We start from the raw sequence: 12,113 nt of genomic DNA on the forward strand, positions 1-12,113 counted from the left end.
AAGGACCGAACCATGAGCACCCTCGGCTACCAGATCATCGATGCGGCCGACACCTCGCTGAACAAGACCAGCGTGCTGGTCACCGGCGAGACCGAGGCCGTCGTCGTGGACGCGGCCTTCACCCGGGCCGACGGTCACCGGATCGCCGCCGCGCTGCTCGACTCGGGCAAGCGGCTGACCACGGTGCTGATCACCGCCGGCGACCCGGACTTCTACTTCGGCGCCGAGGTCATCGCCGACGCCTTCCCCGAGGCGGTGTTCCTCGCGCCCGCCGACGTCATCACGCACATCCGCGACACCTACGAGAAGAAGCTGGCCGCGTGGGCGCACCTGGGCGCCAACCTGCCCACCCGCCTGGTGGACATCGCGCCGCTGACCGCGCCGTCGGTCACCGTGGACGGCGTCGCCCTCGAGGTCCGGCGCGGCAGCACGGCACTGGGCGACCGCGCCTGGTACCTCTTCGAGCCGGCGGAGCGCGCGCTGCTCGGCGGGGTGCTGTTGTTCGAGGGCCTGCACGTCTGGACCGCCGACAGCGGCAGCACCGAACAGCGCGCGGAATGGCTCCGCGTCCTCGACGACATCGAGGCGCTCGACCCCGCCTTCGTCGTGGCCGGCCACCGGATCGCCGGCGCGCCGACCGACCTGACGGCGATCCGGCACACCGGCGACTACCTGAAGTTCTTCGAGAAGACCGTCGCCGAGTCCGCTGACGCCGCCGAGGCCGAGGAGCGGCTGCTGGCCGCGTACCCGGACGCCGGGCTGAAGATCGCCGCGTCGCTCGGCACCAAGGTCGCGAAGGGTGAAATGACATGGGGCTGACGGAGGACACCGCGCCCGCCGCGTCATGACGCGGGTCTGTCCTGTTCGTGAACGGTGGCGGCGCCGTGCACCCGAATCCCGACGTCGCCGGCGGTGAACCTCACCCGCGCGCGGCCGCGTCGTGACCGCGACGCTGAACGACAGCGGGGCCGCCCGTGATTTCGCCTCCCTGCTCCCGCTCACCCTGGAGTTGCTCGCCACTGCCGGCCGGGTCACCATCGAACGCTGCGTCGGAGAACACGAGATGAACCCCACGTACGACTTCAGCGGTCAGGTCGCCTTCGTCACCGGAGGCGGCTCCGGGATGGGACTGGCCACGGCCCGCGCGTTCGCCGGGTCGGGCGCGGCCGTCGCGCTCACCGACGCCGACGAAGCCGCGCTCGACGCGGCGGAGCAGGAATTCGCCGCCGCTGGCCACCGGGTCCTCACGCTGATGTGCGACGTCACCGACGAGGACCAGGTCGCCGCCGCGGTCGGCACCTTCGGCCGGCGGCCTGACCACCAGTGCTGCGCTCGAGTACGTGGCTGTGCAGCCCCGGAGCCGGGTTCGTCGTCGGGGTGGCCCTGCCTGTCGACGGCGGCTACGTCGCCCGGTAGGAAGGTGCCATGGGACGCGTCTTCATCACCGGTTCGGCCGACGGCCTCGGCCGTGCGGCCGCTGAGACTCTGCTCGACGGCGGGCACGATGTCGTCGTCCACGCGCGAAGCCGTGAACGGCTCGCGGCCGTGGCCGCGCTGCTGGACCGGGGCGCCGCGGCGGTCGTGGGCGACCTTGCCGACCCGGAGCAGACACGCGATGTCGCGGAGCAGGTGAACGGGCTCGGCGCGATGGACGCGGTGATCCACAACGCCGGCGTCTACAGTGGCGCGCTCGTCCTGCCGGTCAACGTCGTCGCGCCCTATCTGCTGACCGCGCTGATCCGGCGCCCGGCCCGGCTGGTGTACCTCAGCAGCGGCATGCACCACGGCGGGCACCCGGACGTGCACGGCAAGGACTGGGCCGGCCGGCGCGTGACCGCGTCCTATTCGGATAGCAAGCTTTTCGTGACGGCGCTGGCGGCCGCCGTCGCCCGGTTGTGGCCGGACGCGCGCAGCAACGCCGTCGACCCGGGCTGGGTACCGACGAAGATGGGCGGCCCGGGCGCGCCCGACGACCTCCGCCTCGGCCACGCGACGCAGGAATGGCTCGCCACCAGCGACGACCCGCGGGCCCGCACCACCGGCGGCTACTGGCACCACCAGCGGCTGCGCGACCCGCATCCCGCCGTTAGCGATGAGCGGTTCCAAGACGAGCTGTTGGCCGAGCTCGCCACTTTCACCGGCACCAGCCTGGCGTAGTACTGAAGTCGCGTGGGAAGTGATCATCCCGGGCGGCCGGTGCGAGGTGATTCAGTCCCTCGGTCAGCGCCGGGGGCACTTTGCCGGCCGTCGCCGCCGAAACGTGTCAGTTCTGCTGGTAGGCGGCCAGCCGGTCGGGGTCGGAAAGGATGTCGATCGCGACGATCTTCTCGTGGGCGATGGTGAAGCTCATGATGGAGATGAGCTCGTCGTCGATGGTGTTGATCAGCCCGGCCGTGCCGTTGACGAGGGCGGGGCTGGTGGCCGAAATGGTGGCCATGCGGTGGAAGGTGGCGAGCTGTCCGGCCACGGTTTCGGCGCCGGACAGGATTCGCATGCCGCCGGGGAACGCCTTTCCGCCGTCCGCGCGCAACGTGACGCCGGGGGCGAGGATGGCCAGCAGAGCGGTGAGGTCGCCGTCGCGGGCAGCGGTCAGGAAGGCGTCGACGACCCGGCGCTGGGCCGCCGGGTCGGGGTCGGGGACCGCGGTCGCGCCCTGGACGCGCCGGCGGGCGCGGCTGGCGAGTTTCCTGGCCGCGACCGGTGTGCGGTCCATGATCGGGGCGATCTCCTCGAACGGCATGCCGAACATGTCGTGCAGGACGAAGGCCAGCCGCTCGGCCGGATTCAGCGATTCCAGCACCACCAGCAAAGCCAGTCCCACCGAGTCGGCGATCAGCGCTTGGTGTTCGGGGTCGGTGCGGTCGTCGCTGTCGACGATCGGGTCCGGCAGGCGGGCTTCCAGGGGGTCCTCGCGGCGCAGCCGGCGTGAACGCAGCATGTCCAGGCAGACCCGGCCGACGACCGTGGTGAGCCAGCCGCCGAGGTTGTCGATCTCCCCGGATCCGGCGCGCGCAAGCTTGAGCCAGGCCTCTTGGATGGCGTCGTCGGCCTCGGTCAGGGAGCCCAGCATCTGGTAGGCCACCGATTTCAGGTGCGTGCGGTGTTCTTCGAACCGGCGGGCCAGGAAGTCGTGCTCGTTCATGGTCGTCCTTCGTGTTGACGGTCGGAGGCATGACGAACGGAACTTCCACGATGTGACCGCCGACGGGTGGTCACATTCCCGGCAGCCCGTGCGTCATGCCTCCGACGAATCGGCAACACGATGATCGGAGCGGCTCGGACAATGAGCGACATCGACGTTCACGGCACGGTGACCAGTGGTTTCGAGGGGGTGCGCGAGGAATTCGCGGCTGCGGTCGCCGAGGAGGCCGGCGCGCAGCTGGCGGTGTATGCGCACGGTCGTCTGGTGGTCGACCTGTGGGCAGGCGACGACGTGACCGGTGACACCCTCACCGGGGTCTACTCCTCGACCAAGGGTGCCGCGACCCTGGTGGTGGCCCTGCTGGTGCAGGACGGCGTCCTGGAGCTGGACCGTCCGGTCGCCGGCTACTGGCCGGAGTTCGCGGCGGCGGGCAAGGACCGGATCACCGTGCGGGATCTGCTCACCCACCGTTCCGGCGTGATCGGTGTCGACGGCGGGTTCAGCGCCGCCGAACTCGCCGACGACCAGCTGATCGCGCGGAGGCTGGCCGGGCAGCGGCCGTACTGGCGGCCGGGTTCGGCCTACGGCTACGGCGGGTTCGTGACGTTCGCGATGGTGGGCGAGGTGGTCCGCAGGGTCACGGGCCGGTCGCTGGGGGAGCACTTCGAACAGCGGGTGCGCGCGCCTCACGGGCTGGACCTGTACCTGGGACTGCCGGAGACGCTGGAGGGCCGGTACCGGGAGGTGCTGCCGGGACAGGCCGACCCGGACCAGCTCGCGGCGTTCTGGGCGAACGTCCCGGGACCGCACAGCCTCACCGGGATCGGCTACGGCCTCAACTCCACCCCGCCCCTCGACCAGGTGGCGTTCCTCAACACCCGGCGGGTGCGCGCGCTCGGCCAGGCCTCGGCCGGTGGGGTGGGCAACGCCCGGGGCCTGGCCGGGATGTACGCCGCCCTGGCCTTCGGCCTGGACGGACGGGCCCCGCTGCTCGAACCCGGCACCCTCGGCGAGTTCGCCATGCTGCACTCCACCGGTCGCGACCTGGTCACCGGCGAGGCCGGCCAGTACGCCCTGGGGTTCCAGGCCAAGGGTGCGCGCTACCCGTTCCTGAGCGCCAACGCCTTCGGCCACAACGGATCCGCGGGCTCGGAAGCGTTCGCCGACCCGGTCAGCGGCATCGCCTTCGGCTACACCCGCCGCCGCTTCGCCTTCGACTGGTCGTATCCCGAACACGACCGGCTGGCCGCCGCGGTCCACCGCGCGGCCACGGCCTCCTGAGGAGCCGGCGTGACTTCGCAGACCGAGGCCCGTTCCTCCCGGGGTGGCCTGGCGTTTGCCGGTGATCGCCGCCGCGCAGCTGCTGATCGTGATGGACTCACCGGACTGGCCTACCTGCCGTTCGCGATCGGCCTCGGCTCCGGCGTGGCCGGCCCCTGGCTGCAGGCACGCACCTCCACCCGGAACACCCTGGCGGCCGGCCTGATCGTGGCCGCCGTGGCCATGGGCTGGTTCAGCCTCCTCACCCCGGACCAGAACCCACTGGCCGTCCTGCTGGGACTGGCGATCCTGGCGAGCGTCGCGGCCACCGCCGCGCAGCCGGGACCATCATCGCCGCGCTGTTCCTCCTCCGGCCACGCCCGAGTCGTCCGGTGAACCCGGACAGCCCGCGAACCGGTCGCCGGAACCGGTTACCTCCACGACCCGCCATCCGTCAGAGCAGTAACCACTCCGAGGTCCGGAAAGGACACCAGCTCACCATGACCAGCCACCAGTCGCGACTTCCCGACCCCGCCAAGCTCGTCCCCGAACTGGCAGAGGTCGGCGCGGCCCTGTTCAAGGTCACCGGGAACGGCTCGATCCCGCGGACCACCATCAGCCTGGTGCAGCTGCGCGCCGGGCAGATCGTCGGGAACACCTACCTGACCGTCCTGCACACCGGCAACCTCCGCAAGGCCGGGGAAACCGACGAGCGCGTCACCGCCGTGGCTTCCTGGCAGGACGCAACCTGCTTCACCGAAGCCGAACGAATCGCGCTGGCGCTCGTGGAGGCCGTCCTCACCTCCAATCCCCACGGCGAACGTGTGCCCGACGAGCTGTACGCCCGGGCGTCGGCCCACTACGACGACAAGGCGCTCGCCACCCTCACCATGGCGATCGGCCAGGTCGGCTTCTTCATCTCCCTGGCCCTCATCGGCAAGCCGCTCGCCGGTGTCTCGCCCGCCGAGCAGTGGCGGTAGCCGGCGAATCGCGCCAAGGGCCTCACCCGCCCGTTCCCATCGAAAGGAAAGAACCCATGCCCACCCGAGTGTGGCCACAACGGCTGCGCACCGCGTTCTACTGGTTCCTCGCCGCCGAATTCGCACTGGGCGCCGTGACCAAGTTCTGGCCTGGCCCCACTTTCACCGGACCGGCCTACTCCGTCAAGTTCGCCGACTGGGGCTACCCGTCCTGGTTCCGGTTTGTCGTCGGCGCGATCGAACTGGTCTGCGCGGTACTGCTCGTCGTTCCCGGCCGCAGGCCACGATTCCTCGCCGCGGCGACCCTGGTCCTGTTGCTCACCGCTGCGGTCACCACCCACATTGTCAACCACGACGAGCTCTACCAGAGTGTCGCGGCACCCACCCACCTGGTGATCATGGCGGCCATTGGCCTGGCGAACTGGCCCGCGGACTGGCGGGACCTGCTGCGGAGGTCACCGCGGAACCTTTCGACGGCAGGGGATCGGCTGTGAAGCTCACGGTTTTCGGTGCGAGCGGCGGCATCGGACGTCTGCTGCTCGAGCAGGCCACCGCCGCTGGACACGACGTCACCGCGGTGGTCCGCGACCCGGCGAAGGTGGCCGGGCACCTCGGGCGGGTCGTGTCCGCCGACCTGCTCGACGCCGCCCCGGCGATCCTCGCCGGCGCCGTCAGCGGTGCGGACGCGGTCGTGTCCGCAGTGGGCCCGGCGAGCAACGCCACCGCCGGAGTCGCGTCCCAGGCCACCACGAAGATCATCCGGGCGATGCGTGAGGCCGGGGTCCGCCGCCTCGTCGTGGTCAGTGCGGCCCCGGTGGGCACGGTTCCCGCGCCGGGGCGGCCCCACCCGCCCCGGCGTGACCCCGGGGACCGGTTCTTCCTCGGTGCCGTGTTGTACCCGATCCTCAAGGCCGCCCTGCGCCCGCAGTACCGCGACCTGGCCCTGATGGAGGACACCCTGCGCGACAGCGGGCTGGACTGGACCGCGGTCCGGCCGGTGCAGCTCACCGGCAAACCGCCGACCGGCCGCTACCGCACCGCACTCGACCGCAACCTCCCCGGCGGCCGGTACGTCGCCCGCGCCGACGTCGCGGCCTGTCTGCTGCGCGTCGTCGAGCAGCCGGAAACCGTCGGGCACACCGTCGGCATCGCCAACTGACTTCGGCCGAGAAGTTTCAGACGGCAGGAGAGAGCGATCGGGGCCAGGGTGTGTCGTTCCCCGAGCCCGGGCGCACCTCAACTCGCGAGGAGGATATGTGAACCGGCCGACCGCCGACCGTCGGCCGGTTCACGCTCTCATGCCATTCCGTAGTCGCCCAAGCTCGACCGCCTGTACCGTGCCAGAACTCGACGCTGCAGCCGTGAACCGGCACCCGTGGCGAACCTTCTGCCGTCAGGACGGTGACCGCACACCAAATCACAAGTGCCGGAATGGCTGCTCGTGCACATTTCGGAGTTCCTGGACCGAAAGCTGTCCCGTCGCTTCCGCACCTACGACCGCGACGGCGACGGCTTGTGCCTCGGAGTGTGGGACCACCCGGTGAAAGTCGCGGACGTCGACGGTGACCAGCGGATCGGCGAGGCGGAGTACAAGGCCGCGTTCGCCGCCGGGATGCTGGAGACACCGGCTGCGTTCGACTCCGGCTACCAGCCCTTCCTCGCCGCCATCATGGACATCGCCGACGCCGACCACGACGGCCGGCTGACCGAGGACGACGAGGTGCGCTGGACCGGTGCGCTGATGGGCCTGCCCGAGGCCGACGCCCGGGCGGCGTTCCACCACCTGGACCGCGACGGCGACGGGTACATCACGACCGGCGACCTGCTGGCGGCCATCCGCGCCTACTACTTCGACGAGGCTCCCGGCTCGGCGGGCAGCTGGCTCCTCGGCCCCCTGGACCGGTGACGCAGCTCGTAGCCGACCGGGGTCGCGGGCAGTGATCACGTTTCCACCGGATCGAGGCGGGGCCATGCCCGAAACGCTGACGGCGGCCCGGGAACTGAACGCGGAGCTCGTCGAGGTGACCTACGGCCCGTCGGCCGAGGGGATCGAGCTGACCCGCAACCTCCTGCGCCTGTACGAGGAATGGTGCCGGGCAAGGCGTTCGACGGCGTGGTCGCGGCGATGGTCCGCCAGGTCGTCACCGAGGAGGTCTCCGACTGGCTCGAAGTGCCGAGCTCGCGCTGCCCGGTAGCGCACCAGCGGACGTAGCACCGCGGCAGCTTCCGGAACTGGTGGAACATCAGGTTGGCCTGGCGCACGTGGCTGTCGTGGACCAGCGTGCCTGCGGGTCGGGGCCGTGCGCGGTCATCGTTGTCCGTGGTGTGCGGTGGCGAGGTCGGCGAGCGTGCGGAGGCAGACCTTTCCGGTGTGGGTCAGGGGAAGCCGGGCGAGGACGAGCAGGCGTTCGGGGAGCTTGGGCGGGGTGATGCCGCCGTCGGTGCGCAGGAACGTGGTCAGGGCGGTGAGGTCGGGAACCGGGTGGCCGGCGCGGACGGTGACGCACGCGCACAGCCGCTCGCCGAGGTCGCGGTCGGGCACGGGTACGCACGCCGCGTCGGCGATGGCGGGGTGGCCGGTCAGCGCGGACTCGACTTCGGCGGGGCTGATGGTGTAGCCGCCGCGGATGACCACGCGCTTGATGCGCCGCAGGACGTGCAGCGTGCCGTCGGTGTCGAAGCTTCCCCGGTCGCCGGTGCGGACCCAGCCGCCGGGGAGCCGGGGTGGTCCGGCGCCGACGTGGTCGAGCGGGGTCATGGGCCCCAGTGCGCAGATCTCGCCGGCCACGATCCGGATGCCGGTCACGGCCGGGTCGGGGCGGCCCACTCCGTGCTCGGGGGTGGTGGTGTGGCAGTTGACCCCGTCGGAGGAGCCGTAGACGTTGACCACGTCGACGCCGAACACCTCGCGGCACCGCCGCAGGGTGTCCGCCGGCAGCACGTCACCGCTGGACACGACGGCCCGCAGCGACGAGGTGTCGAAGTCCGCCGCGTGTTCGGCGAGGCGGCGCAGCATGGTGGGCACGCCGAACACGTGGGTGGGCCGGTGCTCGGCGATGGCCCGCAGCGCGTCCACAGCGTCGAACCGGGGGCGCAGCAGCAGTGTCCCGCCGAAGCGGCACAGGGTGATGGTGGCTCCGAACGACCCGTAGGCCGAGGACAGCGGCACGAGCACGAGGTCCCGCCACACCGGGGTGTCGCGGTGCACGGCGCGCAGGTAGTTGCCGCGGCCGCCGGCGAAAGCGTTGTGGGAGTAGGCGACGAGCTTCGGCTCCGCTTCCGAACCCGAGGAGACCAGCAGTCTCGCCGGGGATTCCGGGTCCACGGTGACCGGTTCCCACCCCTTGCCCCGGGCGCGGGGTGACACGGTCGGCCACGGCAGGTCGTCGTCGGTGATCAGCGACGCGGCGCGGGCCCGGCCCAGCAGGTTCAGCGCGTCGGCCCGTCCTCCCGCGAACGGCAGGGCGACCGCGCCGCACGCGGCCACGGCGAGCTCCGCGATCACCGCGTCGCGGCCATTGGGCACGCGGACGCCGACGATGTCGCCGGGCTGAGCCGCCAGCGCGCCCGCCAGCCCCCGCACCTGCTCGGCCAGTTCGGCGTAGGTGAGCCTCCCGCGGTCGTCGACGACGGCGACCCGGCCGGGATGGCGGTCGACCCGGTCGCGCAGCAGTGAGTGCAGGTCCCGGCCGGGGCAGTGCCCGGCGCGGACCCAGGCTCGCCTCGCCGCGGCCGGCACCCGGTCGGTGAGCACGATCCCGTTGCGCGAGACCCACGTCATCGGAAGAACTCCCAAGGCGAACCCGGCAGCACGCACCGCTCCCGGACGAGGGCCCGCGCGAACCGCGGGTCGCGGCCCAGCGCCGCGAGGTCGGTGCACACCGGCACGGTGGGCGCGGATGTGTCGCGGTGCCGGGTGAGCGCGTTGAGGTGCGAGGCGGCGGACAGCAGCGACGACGCCACAGTCTGGCCTCGCCGGGTGCGTTCGCGGCGCAGCAGCGCGTCCACCACGGCGTGGGCGGCGACCACGCCACCGAACACGTCCACGACCGTCATGAGCGAGGCGGGCACGCCCGCGTGGGCCTGGACGACGAAGTCGGTGCCCAGCGGCGGTTCGGGACCGAGTTCGTCGCCCCAGCCGGAGGCGTGCGCGTACACCAGGCCGGCCGGGAAGTCTTCGGCTCGCAGGCCCCAGCGGGCGGCTTTGCCCGGCGCCCAGTTGTGCACGAACACGTCCGCCGACGCGGCGAGGTCGAGCACCTCGTCCCGCCCGGTGCGCAGGTCGATCTCGACCACCGCCTTGCCCCGGTTGAGGGCGAGGAACCGGGCGGAGGTGTCCCCGGCCATCGGCGGTACCCAGCGCAGCGGGTCGCCGCCGGGCGGCTCGATGCGCACCACGGTCGCCCCGAGCATCCCCAGCAGGTGCCCGGCCAGCGGTCCCTGCACGCGCCGGCACGATTCCAGCACGACGATGCCGGACAGCGGCAGCTTCCCGGCCGAGGGGACCTCGGGCCGGGCGTTCCCGCGCGGGGAGATCCGGTAGGCAGGCAGGCTGTCCAGCACCCGCTCAGCCCGGACGACCAGGGTCATGCCCACCCGCCGAGCGGTGGTCTCCAGGACCGCGAGCGGGAAGCGGGCCGCGGCAGCGGCGAACTCGGGCGGCAGCGGGCAGGTGGCGGTGGCGAAGCGGTGCAGGAAGGGACGCCAGCCCCGTTCGACGGCCGGGGCCGGGACACCCAGCTCGGTCCAGAACCCTTGCCACGGAACGGGATCCAGTGCCTCCACCTCGAACACCACGCCGTCGGACGACCGGAACGGCGGCCCCGCGCCGGGCGGCCACTCGTCGGGTTCATCGGCGGTCGCGGCCGCCAGGTACTGCGAGACCGCGAGCAGCGCGGCCTGCGCGACGGAAGTGGTGTGCCCGGCGAGCGGAATGCCGCGGGTGCGCCCCAGTTCGACGGCGAGCGCCCCGATCGCGGACAGTTCGACGGCGACGGCGCGGGCGTAGTCCAGCCCGAGCGCCGCGGGACGGCCGAGCCGGCGGCCGTGGACGTGCATCAGCCCGCACGCCGCCTGCACGTCGGGTTCGCCGCGCAGCGGGAGGTCGACGGGTCCGCTCCAGCTCGGCGCGTCGACGGCGGTCATGCCGGGCGCCGGCCCTGGACGGTGTAGAAGACGCAGGACGTGGCACGGAACGCGGGGTGCGTCATCGCGGCGCGGGCGGTTTCCAGGCCGGTGTCGGTGGCGCCCGCGGCGAGCAGCTTGTCGCGCAGGTGGTGGGTGTGGTGGACCAGCAGCCGCAGTCCGGGGGAGTCCGCGGTCCACTGCTGCACCACCGGTACCGGGTCCACTTCCACCAGGCCGGCGGCGACCATCGAGGCGGCGACGCGGCGGCCCCAGCGGCAGTCCGCGCCCGCCGCGTCGAACATGCGCTCCTTGGCGGCCAGGAAATCCTCGTAGGCGGCGGCGTGGCCGGGGTCGGCGGCCAGCAGCACCGGTCCGTAGGCGAGGTCGAACTCGTCCAGCTGCAGCACACCGCCGGGCTTGAGGGCGCGCACGAGCTTGCGCAGCACCTGTTCGCGCTCGGGCAGGTGCAGCAGCACGAGACGGGCGTGAACGAGGTCGAACTCGGCTTCGGGCAGCGGGTCGTGAACGACGTCGTGCCGCAGTACGGTCAGCCCCTCGGCGGGCGGGACGTGCTCGGGCTTGACGTCGGTGGCCATGACCGACGCGCCGAGATCGGCGAGCCAGTGCGCGACGCTGCCGCCGCCGGCGCCGACCTCCAGGCACCGCCACCCCGGTCCGACGCCGGTGCGCTCCAGCCGCGCGAGCGTCGTGGGGTCGTAGGCGGCGGCCAGGCAGCGGTGCTGCTCGGTGGCGTGCACGCTGTGGTTGTCGAAGGCGTAGCCCTCTTGGATCGTGGTCATGTCCACCTTCCGGTGCCGTGGGTGCCGGTGTGCCCGGCGATGCGGGTGAGCAGTTCACGGCGGCGCACCTTGCCGGTGCCGGTGCGCGGGAGGTCGTCCCAGGTGACGACGCGCGGGGGCGCCAGCGGCGGCAGGCCGGCGACGGCGGAACGCCAGCGCCGCGGGTCGAGGCTTCCGTCGGCGGTGACGACGACCGGGACGGGCGGGCGGCCCGGGGCGCCCAGGACGACGCACTCGACCACCTCGGGCAGCCGGTTCTCGAGCACGTCCTCGGTCTGCAGGCAGCTCAGGCCGGGCACGGTGTCGACCTCGCGGTCGAGCAGCAGCACGGCGCCGCTGCGGGTGCGGACGCCGAGGTCTCCGGTGTTCCACCAGCCGTCGCTGTTCTTGTCCTGCCAGCGGTCCTGCTCGCCCACGTACCCGGCGCAGAGGGCCTTGGTCCGGGCCAGCACGAGTCCCGGCCGCCCGCGAGGCACCGGCCGGAACGTCTCGGCGTCCACGACCGCGAGCTTCGCCCGGCCCGGCAGCGGGTGGCCGAGGTGGCGGGCGTGGGTGGCGCGGCCGACGGCGCGGCGGGTGAGGAAGCGGAACGTCAGCGGCCCGGTTTCGGTCTGCCCCCAGCCCTGCATCCACAGTGGACGGCGGCGGCGCGACGCGTGGAGCATGGTGCGCACGACGGGCGGGTGCACGGCGTCGTAGGTGCTGACGAACAGGCGTACGTCGCGGAAGGGGTTTTCCGCCTCGCGCGCCAGGGGACGCCACCGCACGTAGGCGGCGGGCAGGGCCTCGATGGTGGTGGGCGGG

14 protein-coding genes and 1 pseudogene are annotated in these 12,113 nt (G+C 72.5%); 10 read left to right on the forward strand and 5 right to left on the reverse strand.

What is annotated here, in order from left to right; genetic code table 11:
• Positions 1-12 precede the first annotated feature (12 nt).
• The 3 genes and pseudogenes from ACFVYA_RS47550 to ACFVYA_RS47560 all read left to right on the forward strand — a co-directional run bounded on the left by ACFVYA_RS47550 (position 13) and on the right by ACFVYA_RS47560 (position 2,157).
• Positions 13-819, forward strand: a complete 807-nt coding sequence (locus ACFVYA_RS47550; protein WP_387054952.1) for an MBL fold metallo-hydrolase — start codon at positions 13-15, stop codon at positions 817-819.
• A 121-nt stretch (positions 820-940) separates the two neighbouring features.
• A pseudogene (locus ACFVYA_RS47555) lies at positions 941-1,252 on the forward strand (SDR family NAD(P)-dependent oxidoreductase); the annotation flags it as partial.
• A 173-nt stretch (positions 1,253-1,425) separates the two neighbouring features.
• Complete coding sequence (locus ACFVYA_RS47560) at positions 1,426-2,157, forward strand: SDR family NAD(P)-dependent oxidoreductase (RefSeq protein WP_387054929.1); 732 nt, start codon at positions 1,426-1,428, stop codon at positions 2,155-2,157.
• Positions 2,158-2,263: 106 nt separating this feature from the next.
• Here ACFVYA_RS47560 and sigJ read toward each other — a convergent pair whose 3' ends face one another.
• The gene (gene sigJ, locus ACFVYA_RS47565) at positions 2,264-3,142 is read right to left on the reverse strand and encodes an RNA polymerase sigma factor SigJ (protein WP_387054931.1); all 879 of its coding nucleotides are present in this window, start codon (positions 3,140-3,142) and stop codon (positions 2,264-2,266) included.
• Positions 3,143-3,283: 141 nt separating this feature from the next.
• On the opposite strand from sigJ, the gene ACFVYA_RS47570 reads away from it, so the two are divergent.
• The 7 genes from ACFVYA_RS47570 (at position 3,284) to ACFVYA_RS47600 (ending at position 7,594) form a co-directional block, all read left to right on the forward strand.
• Positions 3,284-4,423, forward strand: coding sequence for a serine hydrolase domain-containing protein (locus tag ACFVYA_RS47570; protein WP_387054934.1), 1,140 nt, complete (start codon positions 3,284-3,286; stop codon positions 4,421-4,423).
• A 9-nt stretch (positions 4,424-4,432) separates the two neighbouring features.
• Positions 4,433-4,798 carry a hypothetical protein gene (locus ACFVYA_RS47575; protein ID WP_387054935.1) on the forward strand — a complete coding sequence of 122 codons (366 nt, stop codon included), beginning with the start codon at positions 4,433-4,435 and terminating at the stop codon, positions 4,796-4,798.
• 104 nt (positions 4,799-4,902) lie between these two features.
• Positions 4,903-5,382 carry a carboxymuconolactone decarboxylase family protein gene (locus ACFVYA_RS47580; protein WP_387054936.1) on the forward strand — a complete coding sequence of 160 codons (480 nt, stop codon included), beginning with the start codon at positions 4,903-4,905 and terminating at the stop codon, positions 5,380-5,382.
• Positions 5,383-5,438: 56 nt separating this feature from the next.
• A complete protein-coding gene (locus ACFVYA_RS47585; protein ID WP_387054938.1) occupies positions 5,439-5,876 on the forward strand; it encodes a DoxX family protein in 438 nt (145 codons plus the stop codon).
• Positions 5,873-6,541, forward strand: a complete 669-nt coding sequence (locus tag ACFVYA_RS47590; protein WP_387054940.1) for an NAD(P)-dependent oxidoreductase — start codon at positions 5,873-5,875, stop codon at positions 6,539-6,541. The genes ACFVYA_RS47585 and ACFVYA_RS47590 overlap by 4 nt, the downstream gene beginning before the upstream one ends.
• Before the next feature lie 264 nt (positions 6,542-6,805).
• Positions 6,806-7,288, forward strand: coding sequence for an EF-hand domain-containing protein (locus ACFVYA_RS47595; protein WP_387054942.1), 483 nt, complete (start codon positions 6,806-6,808; stop codon positions 7,286-7,288).
• A 183-nt stretch (positions 7,289-7,471) separates the two neighbouring features.
• Positions 7,472-7,594 (forward strand): hypothetical protein, encoded by a 123-nt coding sequence (locus ACFVYA_RS47600; protein ID WP_387054943.1) that lies wholly within the window; start codon positions 7,472-7,474, stop codon positions 7,592-7,594.
• Between the two features lie 96 nt (positions 7,595-7,690).
• On the opposite strand, the gene ACFVYA_RS47605 is transcribed toward ACFVYA_RS47600, so the two are convergent.
• The 4 genes from ACFVYA_RS47605 to ACFVYA_RS47620 form a co-directional block, all read right to left on the reverse strand.
• Positions 7,691-9,163 carry a class I adenylate-forming enzyme family protein gene (locus ACFVYA_RS47605; RefSeq protein ID WP_387054945.1) on the reverse strand — a complete coding sequence of 491 codons (1,473 nt, stop codon included), beginning with the start codon at positions 9,161-9,163 and terminating at the stop codon, positions 7,691-7,693.
• Positions 9,160-10,527 carry a CoA transferase gene (locus ACFVYA_RS47610; RefSeq protein WP_387054947.1) on the reverse strand — a complete coding sequence of 456 codons (1,368 nt, stop codon included), beginning with the start codon at positions 10,525-10,527 and terminating at the stop codon, positions 9,160-9,162. The genes ACFVYA_RS47605 and ACFVYA_RS47610 overlap by 4 nt, the downstream gene beginning before the upstream one ends.
• Entirely contained in the window at positions 10,524-11,309 is a 786-nt protein-coding gene (locus ACFVYA_RS47615) for a methyltransferase domain-containing protein (RefSeq protein WP_387054949.1), read from the reverse strand. The genes ACFVYA_RS47610 and ACFVYA_RS47615 overlap by 4 nt, the downstream gene beginning before the upstream one ends.
• Positions 11,306-12,113, reverse strand: an 808-nt coding sequence (locus ACFVYA_RS47620; protein ID WP_387054951.1) for an AMP-binding protein, incomplete at its 5' end; no start/stop codon positions are given. The genes ACFVYA_RS47620 and ACFVYA_RS47615, both read right to left, overlap by 4 nt.

It is taken from the genome of Amycolatopsis sp. NPDC058278, assembly GCF_042881395.1.
Classification (GTDB): domain Bacteria; phylum Actinomycetota; class Actinomycetes; order Mycobacteriales; family Pseudonocardiaceae; genus Amycolatopsis.